This window comes from Sphingobacterium sp. DR205, from assembly GCF_011064245.1.
Taxonomy (GTDB): domain Bacteria; phylum Bacteroidota; class Bacteroidia; order Sphingobacteriales; family Sphingobacteriaceae; genus Sphingobacterium; species Sphingobacterium athyrii.
In genome coordinates, this window is sequence record NZ_CP049333.1 from 7185825 (window position 1) to 7207950 (window position 22126).

Annotated in this window: 19 protein-coding genes and 3 tRNA genes; 13 read left to right on the forward strand and 9 right to left on the reverse strand. The window is 36.6% G+C overall.

What is annotated here, in order from left to right:
• Positions 1-14 precede the first annotated feature (14 nt).
• Positions 15-1100, forward strand: coding sequence for a hybrid sensor histidine kinase/response regulator (locus G6053_RS30250; protein WP_108635507.1), 1086 nt, complete (start codon positions 15-17; stop codon positions 1098-1100).
• A gap of 26 nt (positions 1101-1126) precedes the next feature.
• Here G6053_RS30250 and G6053_RS30255 read toward each other — a convergent pair whose 3' ends face one another.
• Both G6053_RS30255 and G6053_RS30260 read right to left on the reverse strand, forming a co-directional pair.
• Positions 1127-1591, reverse strand: coding sequence for a response regulator (locus tag G6053_RS30255; protein ID WP_108635465.1), 465 nt, complete (start codon positions 1589-1591; stop codon positions 1127-1129).
• A gap of 466 nt (positions 1592-2057) precedes the next feature.
• Positions 2058-2130, reverse strand: a tRNA-Lys gene (locus G6053_RS30260).
• A gap of 221 nt (positions 2131-2351) precedes the next feature.
• Between G6053_RS30260 and G6053_RS30265 the strand changes: the two genes are divergently transcribed.
• The 8 genes from G6053_RS30265 (at position 2352) to G6053_RS30300 (ending at position 10083) form a co-directional block, all read left to right on the forward strand.
• On the forward strand, positions 2352-3485 hold the full coding sequence (locus G6053_RS30265) for a site-specific integrase (RefSeq protein WP_165309498.1): 1134 nt from the start codon (positions 2352-2354) through the stop codon (positions 3483-3485).
• Positions 3486-3594: 109 nt separating this feature from the next.
• The gene (locus G6053_RS30270) at positions 3595-4551 is read left to right on the forward strand and encodes a hypothetical protein (RefSeq protein WP_165309499.1); all 957 of its coding nucleotides are present in this window, start codon (positions 3595-3597) and stop codon (positions 4549-4551) included.
• A gap of 193 nt (positions 4552-4744) precedes the next feature.
• Positions 4745-5188: a hypothetical protein gene (locus tag G6053_RS30275; RefSeq protein WP_165309500.1), complete on the forward strand. Its 444-nt coding sequence runs from the start codon at positions 4745-4747 to the stop codon at positions 5186-5188.
• Positions 5189-5246: 58 nt separating this feature from the next.
• Entirely contained in the window at positions 5247-7109 is a 1863-nt protein-coding gene (locus G6053_RS30280; protein WP_165309501.1) for a hypothetical protein, read from the forward strand.
• Positions 7110-7504: 395 nt separating this feature from the next.
• A complete protein-coding gene (locus G6053_RS30285; protein WP_165309502.1) occupies positions 7505-7972 on the forward strand; it encodes a JAB domain-containing protein in 468 nt (155 codons plus the stop codon).
• Between the two features lie 274 nt (positions 7973-8246).
• Entirely contained in the window at positions 8247-8519 is a 273-nt protein-coding gene (locus G6053_RS30290) for a hypothetical protein (RefSeq protein ID WP_165309503.1), read from the forward strand.
• A 582-nt stretch (positions 8520-9101) separates the two neighbouring features.
• The gene (locus G6053_RS30295; protein WP_165309504.1) at positions 9102-9596 is read left to right on the forward strand and encodes a hypothetical protein; all 495 of its coding nucleotides are present in this window, start codon (positions 9102-9104) and stop codon (positions 9594-9596) included.
• 10 nt (positions 9597-9606) lie between these two features.
• Positions 9607-10083, forward strand: a complete 477-nt coding sequence (locus G6053_RS30300; protein ID WP_165309505.1) for a hypothetical protein — start codon at positions 9607-9609, stop codon at positions 10081-10083.
• Between the two features lie 103 nt (positions 10084-10186).
• On the opposite strand, the gene G6053_RS30305 is transcribed toward G6053_RS30300, so the two are convergent.
• The 5 genes from G6053_RS30305 to G6053_RS30325 form a co-directional block, all read right to left on the reverse strand.
• Positions 10187-11125, reverse strand: a complete 939-nt coding sequence (locus G6053_RS30305; protein ID WP_165309506.1) for a hypothetical protein — start codon at positions 11123-11125, stop codon at positions 10187-10189.
• Between the two features lie 12 nt (positions 11126-11137).
• Entirely contained in the window at positions 11138-12106 is a 969-nt protein-coding gene (locus tag G6053_RS30310) for a hypothetical protein (RefSeq protein ID WP_165309507.1), read from the reverse strand.
• Positions 12107-12223: 117 nt separating this feature from the next.
• A complete protein-coding gene (locus G6053_RS30315) occupies positions 12224-12625 on the reverse strand; it encodes a hypothetical protein (protein ID WP_165309508.1) in 402 nt (133 codons plus the stop codon).
• A 1150-nt stretch (positions 12626-13775) separates the two neighbouring features.
• The gene (locus G6053_RS30320) at positions 13776-14513 is read right to left on the reverse strand and encodes a carboxypeptidase-like regulatory domain-containing protein (RefSeq protein WP_165309509.1); all 738 of its coding nucleotides are present in this window, start codon (positions 14511-14513) and stop codon (positions 13776-13778) included.
• 166 nt (positions 14514-14679) lie between these two features.
• Complete coding sequence (locus tag G6053_RS30325) at positions 14680-17883, reverse strand: S41 family peptidase (RefSeq protein ID WP_165309510.1); 3204 nt, start codon at positions 17881-17883, stop codon at positions 14680-14682.
• 500 nt (positions 17884-18383) lie between these two features.
• Here G6053_RS30325 and G6053_RS30330 point away from each other — a divergent pair, with 500 nt between their 5' ends.
• Positions 18384-19574 (forward strand): MFS transporter, encoded by a 1191-nt coding sequence (locus G6053_RS30330; protein ID WP_241254888.1) that lies wholly within the window; start codon positions 18384-18386, stop codon positions 19572-19574.
• A 336-nt stretch (positions 19575-19910) separates the two neighbouring features.
• Here G6053_RS30330 and G6053_RS30335 read toward each other — a convergent pair.
• Together G6053_RS30335 and G6053_RS30340 are read right to left on the reverse strand one after the other, a co-directional pair.
• Positions 19911-19982: transfer RNA gene (locus G6053_RS30335), tRNA-Arg, on the reverse strand.
• A gap of 372 nt (positions 19983-20354) precedes the next feature.
• Positions 20355-20435: transfer RNA gene (locus G6053_RS30340), tRNA-Tyr, on the reverse strand.
• 287 nt (positions 20436-20722) lie between these two features.
• Here G6053_RS30340 and G6053_RS30345 point away from each other — a divergent pair.
• The 3 genes from G6053_RS30345 (at position 20723) to G6053_RS30355 (ending at position 21990) form a co-directional block, all read left to right on the forward strand.
• Positions 20723-21355 (forward strand): peroxiredoxin, encoded by a 633-nt coding sequence (locus tag G6053_RS30345; RefSeq protein ID WP_104384792.1) that lies wholly within the window; start codon positions 20723-20725, stop codon positions 21353-21355.
• A gap of 85 nt (positions 21356-21440) precedes the next feature.
• The gene (locus tag G6053_RS30350) at positions 21441-21755 is read left to right on the forward strand and encodes a thioredoxin family protein (protein WP_108635449.1); all 315 of its coding nucleotides are present in this window, start codon (positions 21441-21443) and stop codon (positions 21753-21755) included.
• Positions 21736-21990: a hypothetical protein gene (locus tag G6053_RS30355; RefSeq protein ID WP_108635448.1), complete on the forward strand. Its 255-nt coding sequence runs from the start codon at positions 21736-21738 to the stop codon at positions 21988-21990. Before G6053_RS30350 ends, G6053_RS30355 begins: the two co-directional genes overlap by 20 nt.
• Positions 21991-22126: the final 136 nt, after the last annotated feature.

Sequence of the window (22126 nt, forward strand, 5' to 3'; positions counted from 1 at the left end):
ATATTATACAAATTATGCAGACGGAGCTTGAAATATTATATATTGATGATGAAGCAAATAACTTAATTGGTTTTAAAGCGAATTTTAGATACGATTATGTCATTCATACTGCATCAAACACAGCTGAAGCCGAGAAAATACTTCTCGCCAATCCGGAGATCCGTGTGATCTTTTGTGACCAGCGTATGCCCGAAGAACTGGGAATAGATTTTCTGCACCGCATCAAAAGAGATTTTCCGAAGCCTATACGTATTTTATTGACTGCGTATGCTGACATGGATACAGTTATTGACGCGATCAATAAGGGCCATATCTTTCGCTTTGTCCGCAAGCCTTGGATGAGGGAAGAGATTATTTCAGCAGTTGAAGAAGCAAATAAATTTTATGTTGCAAATTCGCTGTTAGAGACAAAGAATCAGGAGCTGCAGAAAGCGTACGATGAGCTGGATAAGTTTGCCTATAGTGTCAGCCATGATTTACGTGATCCTTTAACAGGAGTACTCTCCGCAGTAAAACTTGGGCTAGAATTTGACAATATAGACCGCATCCATGAATTACTTACCTTGATGGATAGTTCATTGGTCAGCCTAGATGCCTATATTGATAGTCTAAGGGACTACTATCTATTGCGGAGAGGTGAGCTCATGCTCTCTGAAATTAATTTTGACGAACTTTTCGGCAATGTAAGACAGTTCTATAAAATGTATACCCAAAACAAAGACGTAAGCTTTGATATCTATGTAAACCAAAAAGAACCATTTAAATGTGACAAGGCAATTCTAGAATTGATTTTACACAATTTACTATCCAACGCCTTCAAATATCAGCGTAAGGGCCAGGCGGAGCCATTCGTTAAACTATCTGTTGACGTATCTGACAAGCAGGCGAAGATTGTGGTGAGCGATAATGGTATCGGTATTTCTCCCGAACACATTCATGATATTTTCAAACTGTTTTTTAGGGGCAGTGATCAGGCCAAAGGCATGGGATTTGGCTTGTATAACGTACAAAACGCGCTACTAAAGCTGCAAGGGACCATTGATGTGCAATCGCCACTGGGTGCAGGCACGACATTTACAGTCAGTATACCGAGTAAATAGTTCTGCCTTTCCTAAAAGCTTTTGTTTTAGGAAAGCAGTTTTTGGCGCAGCATAAACTCGAGTTGATCATTGGATGATTCGAGTTTCGCATTCGTTTCGATTATTTTTTGCCGTTCCAGATATACCTCATACGCACGCTGAATCGTTTCGTCCAGTTCTGCTTCGCTCCAAGGTTTATTGAGGTAATGGAATATCTTTCCTTTATTGACAGCATCGACCACAGCAGCCATATCAGTATACCCCGTTAAAAGTATACGCATTGGAGCTGCATCAATCTTAATGATCCTCTCCAAAAACTCGACACCGGTCATTTCGGGCATTCGTTGATCGGTGATAATGATATTAATCGAATTATTTTTAACGAGATCAATTGCCTCTGCTCCACTGATGGCGGTAAATATCTTATATTTTAAACGGAATGTCGCCTTGAAGGAAAACAAATTATTCTCCTCATCATCAACATACAATATTGAAATCTTCTTGTTTTCCATAAACTTATTGCCTCCGATACAAATTTACGGAATAAATTTACTGAATTAAGTAGCTTGAAGAACAAACTTTACTCATTACTTTAGAAAAAATTAAATAACCCTACACTTTCTAATAGAATACGGGATATTGCCCTGATGGATTACTTATCCATGTTATTTCAGCTCATTTCTTTTTGATATTATATACCTCTTAAAAATTTTGGGTTCTCAACAACGTTGGTGTCTTATTCAATTAGAGAGCATTAGATTGGGATCTCGTGGTTAGAATATACATAAAAATGCGCCAAAAGTGCGCCAAATCAGTACAATTTTAGCCAGAATTGGGTTAAATATGAAATAGAAGTCGTATTTAAGTGTTTCAAATTAATTAATAGATTTTATAACTCTCGGTATGACAAAAATGAAAAAACCACTTTAAAGGCATAAAAAAAGCCGTTCTACTTACGTAAAAAGGCTTTTCTGAAAGTGACCCCGCTGAGGCTCGAACTCAGGACCCACAGATTAAGAGTCTGTTGCTCTACCAACTGAGCTACGAAGTCATTCGATAAATCAAATGTAAGGTTCACCAAAGAGAAAGTCAAGTATTAAGCCGTATTTTTTTGAGTTTTATGACATTCCAGCGAGATTTTAGTGTTTTATCAAACCTAAAAGGAGCTTCGAATTACCTGATTTGTTACAGCATTATCATAACATTTATTTATTCATATAACAAAGCGTAATAGATAACATCTATTGCGAGAACAGTGCGAGAACAGCACTCATGGATAATGCACAAATTACAATATCTAATCCCGACGATTTAAAGAAGCGTTCGTATATCTATATCAAGATTGGAGACAAAAAATATAAAGAATATACTGGTGTAAAATTGGGTTTGGACATACAGCCAAACTCTTGTTTAACAGTAAAAGAGAGGATTGAAAAATTAAAGGTTCTAGAATATGAATTTAAAAAAGCTATTGAGTTCGGGAAATACCCTATAAACAAATCGCCAACAAAAATTAAAACCATTGAAAACACCTCCTTAAGAGAATTGTTAGATATGGCTATAGAAAATAAGAAGAAGGCAAATTTGTCAAGCAAATATGTCCACCATCTAGAAAAACTAACCAATAAATTAAAAGCATTTCTAACTAGCGAAGAATTAAATGGGAATATAAACGATCTACAACGGTCGAGAATTCAAGAATTCATGAATCAATTTAATTCGAGTGCTTCCAACTATATGATTTCAAGACGTCATATTAAGGCTGTATTTGGAGAAATTGATAAAGACTTTGAATTTAACACTTCCATTGTTAATAGGACAGATCGAAGAAAGGCAACCCCTAAGCTTCATAAAATTTATTCAGAAGATCAATTACCAAAAGTCCTAGAGTTTCTAAAGAGAAATCATACAGATTTGTATCTATGTTGTCTAATCAGTTATGGTTGCTTACTACGACCCCATAATGAAATTAGATTGCTCAAACGCCACCATTTCAAGAATAATGTTACTGAAATACACCTCTCGGGTAATGAGAATAAAGGGAAAAAGATTAGAATAGTACCAATACCGAATTATGTAAGGGAGTTATTGATAAATCGATTAGAAAATCTATCCCATGATGATAATCTCTTTACTGGGGCACCTGATGCCAATAATCCCTACTATTTTAGCACCGCTTGGACTAGAATGTTCAAACTAATGGAGAAAGAAGCAATTATCGAGAAGAACCAAACGATCTACTCATTCCGCCATACAGCTTCTGTAAACGTTTATAAGAAAACTAAAGACCTTCATATACTCCAACAGCTATTAGGACATTCAGATATGATTGTAACGCTTAAATACCTGCGTGGATTAGGTGTTCATAATGCGAATGAATTGAAACACGTGATGCCAGAATTATAATGAGAATTTGAGAATTCATTTTGTTAATTATACCCCCTCTAATAAAATGAGTTCTCATTTTCTGTTATCATTCCGATGGTAAATCCAATGGCTTTTATATTTTTGGGTCATGATAGAAGAAATGCCATTCAATATAGATATTAAACTTAATCCATTTCGTTTAAAACAGTGTTACCAAAATGATTATAACACCAAAGACTGGACAGATAACCAACATTTTGCGTTCGAGGTATCTCCTTTGGGGCATATAGACGAAAATGGGGGAAAATTCTGGCATGATGACTACTCAATGATCTATGACCTATCTTCAATGCTTTTAAATGAAGAATACGAAAATCTTGATCAATATCATAAAGAGATGATTTTAGCCCTCATCTTTGAAAGCCTATGTCTCATTAATACATATCTTGATTATGAGTGGGAATTGCATTACAAGCTACTGGATAATAAAGAGAGTGATGGAATGAACCATCAAGAATTGGTTAATTGGGAGATTGCAGATGTTGAGGAAATTGTAAAACTGTTGCGAATCCGAGAAAATATCAATCGGAGTGAAATATCCATCAAGCACAGGGACGAAAGAGGAAACTTAATCTCACAGGATAATATTCTTGTTGATCCAGAGAGTTCAAAAGAAATATTGGATAAATTAATTGATGATAGATATTCAAAATTTGACGATAGAATAAAGGGACGTTATAATACGAATTTCATCACTTCCAATTCTATTCTAAGCGTGGCAATTAATGAGGGCCTAGAATACGAATTCACATTGAAATATTTTGTCAGACTGCATGAGCAGATGTCTACTTATAAAATAAGCAAGAATAAATCCGCTAGGAGAATCTTTAGCAGTCTTGTTGCCAAATCTCTCATGAAATTCTTAGATATTTTAATTGTTGAAGCTGAACCCAAGGTTGCCCCTATGATGAAACAAAAGCATCTATATATCTTTTCTGCTATGCGCTTTTTTGGTATGATTCCAATTGATTCACCCAAGCTCATACCTCCATCCGGCAATTATTCGGAAAAGGAGGACTTTATCAAAGATTTGCTGAAAATGTAAATTCCGCCAATATTTTTTCAACCTTATTTTCAATGGGGGGTGATCTTTAAAAAACGAAAAGATTGCCCCCTATTTCGTTGTTTGCACCTTTGTATTGTCCGAAAGGGATAACACAAAAACAATAAGGCGCCAAGTGTTGATGTGGGAACGAACTGGGTTGACAGAGAAAAAACAAGTTAAAAGAATTCTGAACATGAATATAGTTCAATTAAAATTGAAAAATGCCTCCGTGGAGCAAAAACCACTATTCACTGGTAAAACAAAGAAAACTAGTGCGAAGAATGTGAAATATATACTATCGAATAATAATGTTTTTATTGAAAATCATGAATACTTTGGTGTCTTTACAAAAAAGTATTTTAGAGAATTCCATAAAGCACTTACTAATCAACAGCGACTAGAGTTTTGGCTTTTCATTAATAATCTTACAAATGGGATAAAGATGAAAATCTCGGAAGTGCGATTTACACCAAAAGAACGGATTTCTTTTGTTGAAGTGACAACGACTCATGAAGGCAAAGATGTTAAATTCGAAATGTTCTATTTCCGTGGACTACATAAACTATTAAGCTTTGCGTCCTTTGTAAAGTATGACCTAAACCTAAAAGAGCTAATGATTATAGCTACACAAAAATAATTCTTTTCCTAAGCAGGGGGGTCTTCCCCTGCTTACCCAAATATTTTCAATAGATATCATGCAAAACGAACCAAAATATATACAAAAGGGACAATTTTTACAGCATATAATGGCTGAAATCCCAACTAATACGATTCTTTTAAAAAATATTACAGGTATTGGTGCAACATATTTAGAGCTAATCTGCGAGCGCAATTCAATTATTATTGAACCTTATGTTCCAGTAATACAAGGAAAATTACTCAAACACAAAAATTGTTTTGGAGTTTACGAAGGTATAACGACCAACAGCATAATCAAATACCTTTCAAAGAACAAAAAACCTAACAAGAAGATTATCACAACACCAGAATCGTTCAAAAAGGTAATTGACGCATTTAGTAAATTAAATATTGATTTCCTTAATGACTATTTTATCCTCTTTGATGAATTCGAAAAAATGGCCTCAGATGTCGATTTTAGAGAAATGATCACATACCCAATGGAATTATTTTTTAAATTCAAGGGAAAAGCTCTAGTTAGCGCAACAGGGTATATGCCTATCGATCCTAGATTTCAACAACATAATTTTAAAGTCTGGAATGTAATCCCAACATATCAAATTGCAAAGAATATGAAATTGATTACCACTAACTCTGTTTTCGATGCATTTAAGAAACATTTAGATACTTTAAGAAACAGAAAAGTATTCATCTTTTTTAATAGTCCTACAAACATCTCAGATTTTATAAAAACATTAAATATTGAAAAAGAGTCGGCAATCTTCACATCCGTCGAAGAAGTCAATGATTTTTATGACAAAAGAAAAAATATAAATCCTGCTCATCTTGGCCATCAATTGCTTGAGAAAAATTACAAAAAATATAATTTTTTAACATCAAGATATTTTTGCGCATTGGATATAGATATTAACGAGGAAGTTGATGTTGTAATTCTTAGCGATATTGTAAATGCTCCTCATACAAAAATAAATCCAGCAACGGATGCTATTCAAATTGTCGGAAGATTTAGAAAACGAAAGGTCGTAAAGTCATTTACCATAATTTCGAATATTGATCCGAGGTTAAAACACAAAAGTAAAGAGGAATCTATTGCATATTTAAGTGCTTGCAATGCTGTTGTACAATTTCTTATAGGGCTAAAAAAATCCTCTTCCGACCCACATACTGCAGAAGTCATCAACAGTATTATACAGATGTCTGGTCATAAATTATTTATTAACCAAGATTGTTCTCCGAACTACTTTATGTGGGATAATTTTATAGAAGAAAATATAGTAAACTCTTATTATAGATCATCTGATTCGCTTTTTAATGCATATAAATCTGTTTGTATTCTAGACACAGATATCAAATATTTTAATGTTGAACAAGAAAAATATTTAGTTATCAATAAATCAGAACAATTAGACAGAATTAAAACAGCACTTAGTTTTCAAGAGAAACTAGATCAAATTATTATTTTACTCAATAATATTCAAGAAACTAAGAAAAGAAATTATGAAGGCCAGTATATTATAATTGACGATTCAGATAATCTTAGCAAAATGATTCGAGAAAAACACCCTGAAATTTACGATGTATATTATGATGAAGGAGAAAAAGGACTCAGAAAAATTGCTAAAAGTCAGTTAGCCTTAAAAAAGCACCATGCCTTGAACTATGGAAAAGATACTTTAGAAAATTTCCCTCTTATCAAAGCACTATATACTAAATTTGACGTTGGTAAAAGCTATAAGAAACAAGAGTTTTTAGACCAATTTATTAAAATCACACGTAATCATAATTCTGATATTAAAAGAAATATTCATGGCGTAAAATCTTTCTTCCAAATAACTGAATCTAAGCCTAGAATCAATGGTGTTCAAATTGAACACATAAAAATAACGTCATTCGTCTATGATATAAATACCAAAAATTGACCTATTAAAAATATGCCCCAAGTCTTTGAGGACGGGGCTATTTTTAATAGAAGACAGGTGTCTTGAAAATGGGTAATATAATAACCTGATCCCATCCGAAAAATATTTCTTTTTCAATTAGAGGGAATTTCTAGTCTAGAAAAGTCATCCGTTTTATTTCACTATATATCAAATAATTATACCTAACTGTTTTTTTATACACGCCGTAAACACCTATATATCTACCTTTTATAAACGCCCCCTCTCTAATAGAATAAGGCACTGTCTAGCAAATTGTCCGAAGTTAATGTACAGCCATTGAATCTAATATATGTGTTTTACGCACTACAGGTGTAAATGATCATCCCCCGACGTCAACCTACTTGGAAATCATTTATTAAAAACACAATCAAACCATGAAAAATCTACTCAATGTTTCAGAGATCAGGGTCGAGTTCATTCCCGAATTTAAAATTTCAGAATGCCCATTAGCAACTAATTCCCAGCAAGCATATAAAATATTGATGCAGGTCTGGGACAGATCGGTTATGAGCTTTTTAGAAGAGTTTAAAGTTATCTTACTAAATAATGCTAACAAAGTACTGGGAATTATAGACCTAGCAAGAGGAGGTAAGGATTTCGTTCCAGTGGACATGAAAGTTATCTTTTCTATAGCGCTAAAAGCATCAGCATCTAAAATAATACTGGCACACAATCATCCATCGGAACAATTACAGCCAAGTTCTGCCGATAGGGCAATTACAAAGAAAGCAATTGAAGCAGGCAAGTTCTTAGATATCGAAGTCTGCGACCATTTAATAGTAACACCTGATAAATACCTCAGTTTAAAAGATGAGGGATATTTTGATATTGGTAATCAATAATTATTTATCTTTGCATTGTATTAAAATATTGAAGAAATAAAGCGTTAGCTTGAAGTTCTTGTGAAAGAGAAAACCTAGGAAATTTTCAATTGCACAACAAGAGCGGATAAGGTGACGTTCTACGCTATATATAAGCGTGGGACGTGCCTATCTGTTTGTTTGTGCAGGGTTCTCCTAGGTACCTCTCTCAGCATTCAGCTCTAGGTTACGTCCCACGCTTTTTTATTATTAACCCATCGAATCGGGACTTTCGATCCAAACACATATTGAACTTATGAAAAGGTTATTAACGCTATGCGGGGTTATTCTACTGCTTGCATTGTCCTCTTGCGCTTCCAAAGTATACTATACCATTGGGATGAGTGAAAATGATTTCCTAAAACAGAATAGAAAAAAGGTTACAAGCATCAAACATACTCGTAACTACACCATTTATCTGCAAGGAGATGGATATCAAGGTTCGTGGTATTTCTATTTTATCAATGGTGTTCTAGATGAAGTTAATCAAGGCCGACGAAGTTCTGACTTTATCATTGAAAACCGTTAGTAAACTCGAATCGGTAACATGCATATAATAATATTATTGATCGTTTTCGCATCGGTTTTCCTATTCTTCAAATCACAAAAGACGTTAGATGAACCAAGGAACATCATTGTATTAATAATTCTTGGATTTTGTCTTCTCATATCAATTATATCACAATTTGTACAATAATGGCTATCTCATATAAATCACAAGACGAAGGAGTTCATAATGGATGGAAATACAATATTTCCTTAGACTGGAAAGACGATCTTGTTATAAGTATATCTCCATCATATTTTATTCAACTACCTCCGCAGGGTTCACCAAATTACGAGACAATTTCTGTGTTGAGGAACAAGATGATTAATATCAACATGGATAACACGCACAGGTTTACGAAGAAAATTAGGTTTCTAGGAATTTTTTCATCACCAGTTCCACAAACGCACAAAGGTCATGAATTTGCTAGGGAATACATCGATTCCAAATTGGGCAGATTTAATTTCGACCAAGTGTATAGAGCGATACTGGACGACCTTAAAAAATACACTTAGTCAATAAATAGCCTTTTCATTTATTGGAAGGCTATTTTATTCCAAGCTTATGGCAGTTTATCAATCTGAAATTGTTTACTACAACAGAAGTTGCTTTTGGTCGATATATCAAGAGGACATAACAACGTCTGCAATTGCTGAAAATATAAAGGAATATTATCCAAATGTAAGTACTAGATGCTGGAAGAGATTCACCGCCACTTGGGTGATTGAAGGTCAACAACTCAATATCTTCAAATTAAGTGGTATTATCAATTATTCTGATTTCAATAATTGTTCTCCTACAAATCAAGATGAGATTATAGATATTGATTTATCACATTGTCTGAATAACTGCAGGATGCATGCTGACTGGTATACTGGCGACGTTCATTTGGTTAGAACTCGATCTCAAATAGAGGACCTAAATAAAGAACGCATTAAGGTCTATATCTTGACCTTTGTTAACGGTCAATTGATAAACGAAGAAATCCGAGTGACAAGAGGTAAGAAGTCTCTTATTACACGTCTATTTGATAAATTCCGTTTTACATTGGCCAATTAAAATAACAGATATGACAGCACAAACACCCGAAGAATTCATTTATAAAGGAAAAAGGTATCAAAGTCTCTATGCTGAACCATTGGATCAATATTTACAAAAACAAAATTTTGAATTTCAACCCATAGCATCTAGTTGTTGGAGGGGTTATAGTGGATTATGGGTTATATCAGACAATAAGCTATTTCTAACTCATTTTTCTGGAGCGATCAGAATTTATCAAACTGAAAAAAATGAATTCAGTCCTGACAGATCTTACGAAATCAAAAATATTAGCCTTAATTATCTATTTCCAAATCAGCAGAATGTTTTTGCTAAATGGTTTTCAGGGGAGATAAAATTGGTAAAGCGTATAAAGCTCTCTGGTGATAATTATCACGACACAGTGTACAAAAACCTGATCCAGTTAACCTTTGAAAAGGGTATTATTGTTAACGAAGAGATAAGGGAAAATAAACGATCTTTTTTTTCGAAGTGGTTTTACTTTTAATAAGACAATAACTGAAACATCCTACATTTACCTTTATAACTTGCCCTATATCTATCTAAAAATCCCACTCAATTGAAACTTGGAGGGTTTCGTGAGTGGGATTCTATTTAAAAGTCTCTTTTGCATGAAAAATATATGCGATCTCTTTGCCTGTAAGTTTCGACTCCTCTTGCAACAGACTGGCATTTTTAATATTAAATTGAAATAGATCTTTGATCGAGCTTATATAATTACCTGTCGCTACGTTTGTGACAAAATTCACTGTTGCATTCACAATTACTTCCAGTTTTGAATTATTATATTTCATCTTATGGAGATTAAATTGTTTTATATATTCACTATACAAATAATCATATTCCTCCTTTATTTCGGAAATTTTTGAGTTAGAATTGGATGTTCTATTTATCCAATTTATCAATGCCAAATATTTATTTTTTATATCTTCATCAGTTCTAAATTCAATTATATGATCCCATGAGGTATCAGAACTTGGTTCGGGAATATCATTTAATATAAATTGAATTATCTGTGTTTTCTTTTCATTCGACCTTAAAGTATCAATAGTGCGAAGCAATGGGTAATATTCCGAAAATTCATCAAGTTTTCTCAAATGTAATGTGTCCAATCTAATAGATATATCATGAGTAAGGAAAAAATGATGGAAGTATTCTCTCTTCATTTCTTCTAATTCTTCCTGAGTTGGATTTGATATTTTTGAATATTTATCTATTCTCTCCTTCCTAAATAATTCCTCTAATTTCTTTGTCAACTCCAATGTTTCCTCATCTTGTTGATCGAACTTCTCTTTAAAATACGGATATACTTCAACTACATTATTATCCTTTAAAAATTCCCATACAGCTTGTTCATAGAATAGAGATCGATTCTCCTCATTCATCTTAGTACTAGACAGATCAGAGATTATATTAAATCGACCATCTCCGACCAGTATTTTATCATAAAATAATGCTAATTTTTTTATTAATGGCTCATCAACAAAATGATTAAAAGTTACATAAGGAAATAGAATATTTTTAGACATATTGTTTGAAATCTAAATTTCTAAATACAAGGCTATTGGATCTATAATAAACTCATAATCTGACTTTCCATTAAAGGTATTTTCGACATTTCCCATATGTTTTACCACATTAGAAATTGCTTCTTTCATACTTGGATTTTCTTTTGCATCACTAAATTTTGCAAAAAGTTCTTCTTTACTTTCACGATCTAATTTCTGAGTCAATATGCCAAACAACGTGAATTTTTTTTCTGTCTCTCTAGAAAATTTTTTTATCATCGTTTGTTCATTTTCTTTTAGATTCTTTCTATCGAGCTGAGCACTGAATAAATTAAGATCTAAACCATTTCTAAGTATTGGAACTTGAACTTCTAATTGCTGATGATATCCATACCTTAAAAGATATCCAAGATGCTTCAAAAATCCCTCATCCATCTGCAAACCCTTTTCTTTCAAATAAGTACTAAATGAGGCTTTATTTTTAAGTAAATTATTCAGATGAGCTTTTTTATTTCTGTCTTTAACATCGTTAACACTCTGTTGTATTTCGGCAACTTCATTTTTATATTCTTCCAAACAAGTTATATAACCTAATGCCTCACCTGTTTGATTAAATTGTGACATCGTTTTCTCCAATTCTTGAACGTCGTTAAAAATTATATTACCAGTAATTTTCAAAAAACTATAGTCATCTAATTTTTCGAATACATCATCATCTGTTTCAGAAGAGATTTCGAGAACTCTCCCTTCTCCTATTAAAGTTTCTTCAAAAAGATTATATGAATAATCGTGTAAAAATTTTTTCTCTGTCTGATTAGAGTTTGTTTCTATAATATCCGCTAATACTTTACCACTGAATACAGGTCCTTTTTGTTTTTCTTCTTCCTTGGAAACTGCACTTTCACTTCTTAAAATGTACTCCGTCAAACCTTCAAATAATTGAGAAGATATTGAATACATCTTGTAATTATCTAAGTATAAAAATGATCTTAATTTTTTCATTTATTTCTCTTTCTTTTAATATAATCATTGTAATGTCTTTTGCGTGTCTCCACGATGGTACTTATTGCTATATAGAGACCTACAATCGACGCGATTGCTGTTAGGATTATTATCAAATTATTCATCGTTTAACACGTTTAATTTGTTATACACAGCATAATTGAGGACAAAGTTAACTACAGCTAATAAAATTGCGCATATCTTAATTGAGTTCCTATTCAATTCCTTATTCATATTAAAATCGGAATAAGTTACAATCGCTAGTATTGCAGAAAGAATTAAAATGGAAAAGATTGAAAACCCAATCACCCTTGACTTCCAAACCTTATCTGCAACGATTTTATCCTCTAACTCGTTAATTACTGATAAATTTAATATTAATCCGAAACTGATAAAGTCAATTTCATTAAATAAATAGCCAAAAGATCCCCTTTTATCAAAAAGGACAATGAACACTCTTATAAAGAATGGCATTAAACCTATCAATACTGTATAAATAAGCCATTTAGTTTTTATCATAAGCTTGGTAATATGGCATTCCGTTTCGGAATTTATGCCATTAAGATACGCCAAACTTTATAAATATGAAACCTTATTTCATAAAATTTCATATTTATAGCTTCGCTGTTTGTCATACTTAATGTTTTATAAATCCCTTCACTTCATAAAAACTCTTTTGTCTTTTGAATAAGCATTGCATGCACATTCAAAATCCAACCGTTTTTAGAGTTTGGCTCGCCTGCTGTTCTCTCAGGCTTCGCTCTTGTCACTATTTTTGATAAACCCAGGTCACAATCCTCTTTTCAAAAATACCGCCAAGAAGCTTCGTCTATTTCATAGATATCGTTGAATCATCCTTACGGACTTTTCTTCAACGACCTTCGTTCAACTCGCAGGACGGCGAGCAAAAGGGCGGGCTTAATATCTTAGAGGGTATTTAGATAACGAAAAGCTTTCTAATAGAATAGGGGATATTACCCGATGGTTTACGTATCCATATTATTTTTGAGGACTATTGAGAACTCATTTCTATATTTTATACCCCTTAAAAATTTTGGGTTCTCACAACTTTCTTGTCTTATTCAATTAGAGAGCATTAGGTTCCCTACTCGTTAAAATTAAAAAAAATAAAAAACCTCCTTAACTTTATACAAAGAGGAAGGAGGTTATATTATATAAATTAGCGAGAACAATTGCGAGAACAGAAGCCTGTTTAAGGCTCAAAAAACAAGGTTAATTAACAATATTTTTAAACTACTGTTCTAACAATGATTTTATCTAAATGCTTTAAAATGAATATGTTAAATGGGACAATAAAGACTTTAAGTCGTTGATTAAGAGTCTGTTGCTCTACCAACTGAGCTACGAAGTCATTCGATAAATCAAATGTAAGATTCAGCGGAGAGAAAGTCAAGTATAAAAGGAGATTTTTTATTCTTTGTCTTCCATTTTTTGTTCCATGGCTTCGATCGCCTTAAGTGTACGTTCACCCATTGGTCCCGCAAAATTATATCACATGCGATAACCATCAAAAACTCTTCGGCAAAGTCCAGATTAGACATATAAGCACTTATAAACTGTCAAAAAAGTCTGCTGGTCATCTCGGTGCTTCGACCGTTACTCACTTACAGCCAAGCAAAAAATAGAACACCTTCACGTGGCCTAGTCCCTACCGATCTGAAGTAGCAATAAGCCCCATAATCATTGGTCTAACCTCCATCTTAATAGGCTTATTTATAGCTTTCTTGTTGCCCTTTTTTAAGCGAACAACAACAGTCTTATACCCGATCATTTGTGCACGTAGTTCCTGATCTTTACTAAATAAGGATTGTGGTACCCAAAACTCAAAGCTGCCATTTTCACCAGCTTTCGTATGGTAATCTCCAATTGACACGTCAGTTCCCGTCATGCTGCCCTCGCCAGAAGCACATACAATTTTTCCTGAGATCTTTACCTTAATGCTATCCTGATTTGACAATGCAGGCTCACTTTTCAGAGGTTGGCTTGGAATTGTCAGTTTTTCGACAGATTCGGTTGCTGCTACATCTTTTGGCTGTACCACAGCCACTTTTCCTGTTGTGAAGGTTTGCGCCTGTACCGCAGGTAAGCTCAATGAACCGATTAGCATCAGTCCGGCAGCAATACCATTCCACCTATTAAGCCATACCGGATTTTTTGCAAAGGAAAAACTGGCATCCAATTCACGTAACAGCTGATCTTCATAAAAACGACCGCAAAGCCCTTTACTGGATTTTTTGATCTGATCAACGATTTCCTGATCACTCATCTGCGAGAAATCAACGACTATCTTTTCGCACTTGCCACAAAAGCGTCCTTGTTCCTGTGCTGTCATTTTGCCCCAATCCGCCATGCAGGATTCTTTTACTTGTAATATGATCTTTTCCATGTCTATTCCTTTTATGTTTTGAGAAGGGATGCAAAAAAGATCAAGATTTCACAAGAGCGGAATAAAATAATTTTAAATAGTTGTAAAGAGGCCGTAGGGGAATTAATCTTGCTATAGCTGGAGGGGATACCCCTCCAGCTTGCAGTCATATATAATTGTTACTATATTACTTGAGATCGGCTAAGATTTCTTTCACTGCCCGCTCCAGCTGCGGATCTTTATTTTCCATACGGTCCTGAACTGTATTTTTCACAAAAATATCAGGTGCAACACCTGTCTGCTCCAGATCCTGACCGTCCAGCGTATAGCAACCCCAGGAAGGTAGCCGGTAGAAAGACCCGTCGACCAGTCCCTTACCTGAGGTAAAGATGATCCAGCGGTAAGTTTCATTACCAATGATTTTACCCAGTTTCAAGGCTTTGAATCCGGCCGCGGTCATCTCTGCGTCACTCAGAGACTGTTCATTGATCAACAGCACGATCGGCTTGGCAGCGGGCGCAAAATTACTTTGTGGCGCTCGTTTTCCACCACGATACTGCCACTGTAGGTAAGGCCGCTGCGACAGAAAACGCAATACTTCATCGTGCACATTTCCACCGGTATTATAACGTAAGTCCAAAATAATTCCTTGCTTGTTATTTTCCTGCTCAGCCATATCGATAAGAAAACGCTGCAATTCTCCGCCCGACATATTCTTCATATGTGAATAAGCAATCTTATTGTCACTCAATTTGTCTACACGGCTGCGGTTATCCTTGATCCATTCATCGTAAATCAATTCCCTAAAAACTGTACTGGAAATCGGCCGCACATTGGTATGAACCTCTTTGCCATTGCGGCTTAGCGTCAGTTGCACTTCCTCTTCCATTGATGGCCATGTAAAATAACTGTCCCGATCTGCCGTTGTGTTTATTTTAACACCATTGACAGCGACCAGCACATCACCCGCTTTAATATCCACCTCTTTCTTTGCCGCCGGCCCATTGCCTACAATGCGGCTGATCTTATAAGGGTTTTCGTTATCATATTCCACTCCGATCTCGTTGGTCACGAATCCAAAAGGTTTACGTTCTTCAGCCCCCGTGGAACTAAAGCCCAAGTGTGATGAGTTGAGCTCGCCCAACATATCGTTCAAGAGAATACGCAGATCATTACGGTCATTGATTCCCTGCAGATATTTTTCGTATTTCTTTTTGGTTGCCGTCCAGTCTACCCCATGAAAATTACTGTCATAAAAGTTCTCTTCCAGATTGGCCCAGGTTTCATAAAACATCTGGTTAAATTCTTTCTCCAGGTCTCGGTTGAATTTAAAGCTCATGGCTATCGCATCGAGCTTGTTTCCCTCCAGACTGTATTTCTGTATGGTACCTCGGTTCAGCACAAAGTACTTGCCTGCCGATTCCTGCACCCGTCCCATGCCACCTTCGATTACCTTTTCAGTTTTAGGAGCCGTGAATGGCTCATATACGGTACGGTAAGCGCTGAATTTGCCCTCATGGTCAGACGAATAGAACACATAAGTCTTGTCTGCTTTTTGGATCACCAAAGGGCTGTACTGTGTCCCGGATGCAGGACTGACTTGTTCGATACGATCCCGTAAGCCCTCAAGATCTAGCTGTACCAAGACCGTTTTCTTCGGTTCTGAACCGGGAGCTGCCGGCTTGTTCTTATCTGCATTCGACTTACTCTTATCCTTGGCGTCGTTTTCTTTTTTAGGCGCTTTCGGCTTATTTGCGACCGAATCTTTTTTTACTGCGGGCTGGGCAAATAATTCGTCGAACTTGGCACTGCGATACGGTTGGTCAAAATTGGTCAGCGCCATACGGAAGATGCTCGAGTTTTGCATTCCCGTAGGGTATGAAGGCTTGGTTCTGTTGCTCGCAAAATAAATATACTTCCCATCCGGAGACCAATAGGGGTTGGTCTCGGAGACACCGGTATTGGTCAGGTTGGTCGTTTGCCCGCTCTTGAGGTTATGGACAAAGATGTCCTGTTCAAAATTGCGCATTGCCGTAAATAACAGATAATTACCATCGGGCGAAAATGAGGGCGAAGAATTCTGGAAGCCCCAGATTTCGTCTTTAACCACGGTCTGGCTTTTTAGACTCCCTAGATCCAATGTTCGTACCTCATCGCGGCCGCTTAGGTATACCGCTTTCGTTCGGTCGGCGTTAAAGCTAATATCGCGGTTATTTCGAAGGTCTTCGGTCAGCTGTTTCACCTCGCCTTTTCCATCCGCGGTACGGGAAAACCAGTTCTGATATCCCTGGTAGGTTTGACTATAAAGCAGGGTTTTACTGTCCTTGAGCCATTTAACTTCCATGACACGCTCCCCTTTGCCCGGCATCTGACGCACAAATTTACCTTCACTATCGGAAACAAACAGCTCGCCTCTGGATACAAAGGCTATCTTTTTTCCGTCGGGCGAAACGTCAAAATCACTGATATTACCCGAGATATTGAATTCCTTCAGCTTGCCAAGTACCTGATTGCGGTTTAATGCGATATTGGGCTGTACCGTTTTTTTCCCGGCGACATCATAAATATAGAGCTGATACCCTTTTTCAAATGCGATTTTATCGCCATTTGCTGACACAAAAGGACGTTTAATGGATTCTGTAAAGCTTGTTAGCGCTGTTTTGGTCTTGCCGCTGAGCTGATACAGGTTGTATTCGCCGTTGTTTTCATCCGAAACACAGTATATGTTTCCTTTTTGATCTGTTGTTGGCCAAAGATCTTTTCCAACATAGTCTGTATATTGCTGAAAGGTTTTTGTTTTGGGATTATAGGAACGAATATCTGGGTTGAATGCACCCTTATAGCGTTTGCGGTTTGCCGAACTGTATCCTTCCCAGCTATCGTTAAACAGGAGCTCCCCCGAAGGCGTAGGAACGACACCACTGATATAGTTGAAAAAATGCGGAAATAGGCGTGTTGCCGTTCCACCGTCCAGAGACACCTGATAAGCCCCCATACGATTATAACGAGAGGAAGTGAAATAGAGTGATTTACTGTCCCAGCTCCAGCTGTCCACCTCATCCGAGGCATCATGTGCTGTCAACTGACGGATATCTCCGCCGGCCAAAGGCATGACATAAATATCCATATTCCCATTTTGATTGGCCGAGAATGCCAACCATTTACCGTCCGGAGAGATTCGGGGGTTGATTTCGTTGCCCTCCATACCCGTAAGCCGGACAGCAACACCTCCTTGGCTCGCTACTTTCCAAAGATCTCCTTCATAGCTGAATACCATCTCCTTCCCATCGGGTGTCAATGTTGGATGAGACAAAAATGTCGGTTGCTGCGCAACGACATAAGCAGTTCCGCCGTAGGCCAGAACTGCACTCAAAAGCAGTTTTTTTATCATTTATCTAGGAGGCTAATAATTGTTTGCCTTTAACAAAAATAGGATACGTTATCGAAAAACTATTGACGTATTGCGAATTTTACATTTTGATTGTATTTTAACCTGACATGAGTAGGTCTTGTTTGAACAACTTCGTATATTTAAAGTAAAGAAAGGCTGGTAAATTCAACTTATGCCAACTTGATCAAGTAGCATAGGGAAGGATCGGGTTTGATTATGGAATATGTATCCATCTAATAATAAAGTGTTTAACATAACAAAATTTACATAAGCGCATGAATGAAGATAATTATCGCAACCTTGGCTGCCATAAAGCAAAATTAAAGAAGATAATTTTCACTTGTTTTAGATATAATTTTCAACAGTCTTTGTTGTCATGTTCTACTCTTGCCAAGCTTTAGCGATGATGTTCCTTCGGGACTGAGTGATTAAATTTCTTTATTGATCCTGTCGTAAAATGAAATACTTATCCGTAACTTTGCACCCTCAAATCAGGAACTATGGACACTATGCTAACTCTCTCAGAGGAAGATCTTTATAACAAACGCAATCGCATTCGGATTGCAGTATCTCTTTTCTTTTTTTGTCAGGGCATTGCTTTCGCCTCCTGGGCAAGCCGTATTCCGGTCATCAAGGAGCGTCTTCATCTGAGCGAAGGGCAGCTGGGAACCATTTTATTGATGCTTCCCATAGGACAGCTGGTCACAATGGCCCTTTCGGGTAAATTGGTCACCAAATATGGGAGCGCCAAAGTGCTCCGTATCGTACCTATTGCTTATGCATTGGTCTTATGCTCCATCGCCTTTGCTCAAAATGCCTGGCAACTGGGAGCTATTCTCTTTCTTTTTGGCGTAACGGGAAATATGTGCAATATCTCGGTCAATACCCAGGGGGTAGCTACCGAACAGATCTATAAAAAGTCAATTATGACTTCTTTCCACGGCGCTTGGAGCATCGCCGGATTTACTGGCGCATTGGTCGGGCTGCTCACCATGAACCTCGGCCTGGATACCTTATCACATTTTTTGATCATATTGGCCTTGGTCATCGGCAATACATTCATCAATCAACGCTATCTGGTTCCGGGAAAATCACCACAGAAAGAACGGCGAAGTTTTTTTTCCAGACCTGAGGGAAGTCTTTTACAACTGGGCATCATCGGTTTTTTCAGCATGGCAACCGAGGGCGCCATGTTTGACTGGAGCGGGGTATACTTTAAGGAAATCGTTCATGCGCCCGAAAAACTCGTTGTTGTGGGCTATGCTTCTTTTATGATCATGATGGCAACGGGCCGTTTTGTGGGCGACGCCGTGATCCGTAAGCTGGGACGTAAAAGAACCTTACAATATAGCGGACTCCTGATGTTCGTAGGCATGATGACCTCGGTCATTTTTCCTCAGTTTATTATATGCACGCTTGCTTTTATGCTCGTGGGTATCGGTGTCGCCTGTAATGTACCGTCTATCTATAGTATCGCCGGTCAAAATAAAAATGTACCATCGGGCGTGGCATTGGCCATGGTTTCCAGCATTAGCTATCTCGGGTTCTTAATGGGGCCGCCACTGATCGGCTATATCGCAGAAGCATTTAGTTTACGCTATTCCTATGGTGTTTTCGCCTGCTTTGGTCTGCTCATGTTTGGCATGGTGGGAAGGTTATCTCTATTTAAAGAAACGCCGTCCAATACCTAATCCAACTGGTATTTGGAAATACATTCTTCGTTTTTTTGCTGATTTTTGAACTTCGCTGCTTCTATTGGTGTCTTGCGGCGACCAATTATCAGGGTGTTTTTCGTCTGCTACGCCCATATTCGGCATGAACGAAAGATTGTCCCCAATATTTTATTTTGAAAAACCAACAGTTTTTCTGAAAAAAAACGTTCTGACAGGAGACTGACTGTCTGATGGGAGGAATAACGATACAAATAGCGAAGATGATTATCCATTAAAATAAAACAGGAGAAATAACTTTCATCGTATTTCTCCTGCAATTGAAAAGCGAAACTGCTGGCATCACTTCTCCTTATGTAGCCCCGAGCAGAATCGAACTGCTATCAAATGTTTAGGAAACATCTATTCTATCCGTTGAACTACGGGGCCGTTTCAAAAGCCAAACTTAGGTTTATTTTATAAATAAGTCAATAGCAAGTTGAAAATCCATGCTATATTTTTTGCCGGACTCCGTGATCAGAAGCAAAAAGCAATTCGGTGAGGATTCCCGACAATAACCTCAACTGCCACCGCACCGCTGGTATAACACCCGATAATGACATACAATGGCAGTTCCGGCTATACCTTAATAGACTTAATAGATTCACCAAATTTTAAAGGCAGTACTTAATATCCTTACAATATGCTCTATAGGACAACAGCAGTAGACTCCCATCAATGGAGTTATATAAGCCGTTGGCCCAATATGCTCATCGATTTTGACAGGAAAATTTAAAGTGAAATTTATAAAGGAAAAAAATGTGGAGGGAGAAGGATTCGAACCTTCGAAGCCGAAGCAACGGATTTACAGTCCGTCCCATTTGACCGCTCTGGAACCCCTCCAGCATTGCGCTATTTTGAAATAGAACGTCGCAAAAGTAGCTTTTGCACATCAATTGTGCAACTATTTTGACGCATTAATCTGTAACTACCCCAGTATGAATTGTTTTATTTTTTCAAGAAATCCCTGTTCGGTCCGCCGCCTCTCAAAGACCTTATATTAATATAATAAAAACTTATTGTTATATTCTAGTCATAATAGATTTTGATGATAGTGTATTGGTAAAATCAATTCGCTTTTTGAACCGGGTTGCCTTATCTTTGTGTCAACAAAAAAAGAAAGATATATTATGAGTTTCACAGGTAAAAGTTTTCCAAGCATTACAGTAGATGCAATTGATTATTTAGGCGACAATTTGCAGATCAACATTTTCGAAAAAGCAGTTAAAGAAGGTAAAAAAGTACTTTTGTTCTGGTATCCAAAAGATTTCACTTTTGTATGTCCTACAGAGTTACACGCGTTCCAAGAGGCTGCTGCTGAATTTGAAAAACGCAATACAGTCTTAATCGGTGCTTCTTGCGACACAAACGAAGTTCACTTTGCTTGGTTAAACACTGCAAAAGATAATGGTGGTATCGAAGGTGTTGAATATCCTATTTTAGCTGATACTAACCGCAACTTATCTAGCGTATTGGGTATCCTGGACGTTCAAGAAGTTGAGCATCCTGAGTACGGTACATTGGCACAGGGATCTGCTGTTACTTACAGAGCTACTTATTTGATCGACGAAACTGGCCGTGTATTCCACGAGTCTGTAAACGACATGCCTTTGGGCCGTAACGTGAAAGAATATTTACGCTTGATCGACGCTTACGCTCACGTACAGAAATTTGGCGAAGTATGTCCTGCAAACTGGGAAGAAGGTAAAGATGCAATGAATGCCGACAGAAAAGGTGTAGCTGATTATTTAGCTAAACACTAACAATAAAGGACCTCAGGTCTTATCAACAGGGGCCTTTATCCCGGCTCCTGTTGATTTCTCCATCAATCACCTTAATAATAAAATCATGTTACAAGAATTAGAAAACGATAATTTACAAGAAATTGTAAACAATAACGATATTGTGATGGTTCAGTATGCTGCTACATGGTGTGGTAACTGCAAAATCATGAAACCAAAATTCAAGAAATTGTCCGGCGAAAACGAGAGTGTTCCTTTTATCATCGCTGATGCGGAGAAATTTCCTGAATCACGCAAATTGGCAAACGTCAATAATCTGCCTACATTTGCTGCATTTAAAAACGGTAAATTGGTGAATCAAGTACAAACAAATAAGTTGGACGCATTAGTAGAATTATTCAATGAAGCTGCCAGTAATTAAACATCTTACAGAATTCATCGAACAAAATGATGTAGACTATATCCTGGAGACCATCGAGACATTGGAAGCTCTTACAGAAGCTCCATTGAAAGATGAGGAACTCGACGTGATCGGTGAATTAATTTCTAACCTATACGGTGCCGTGGAGGTTGATAAATTGATAAAAGAAGGCAATTCGAAAAAAGACGCCTTAAATATGTTCATGAAACGTGTTCTAGGAGCAATTGACAAATAATTTTGCTTGACTAAACACACTGAAGTGAAACTTTCTTTTCATATTTTTAGTTGCCCAAAAGCTAAATTGTTGACAAAATTTAGCAATGTGGAAAACTAATTGAAGGAATCTGACAGAACTAAATATTTTCTACATA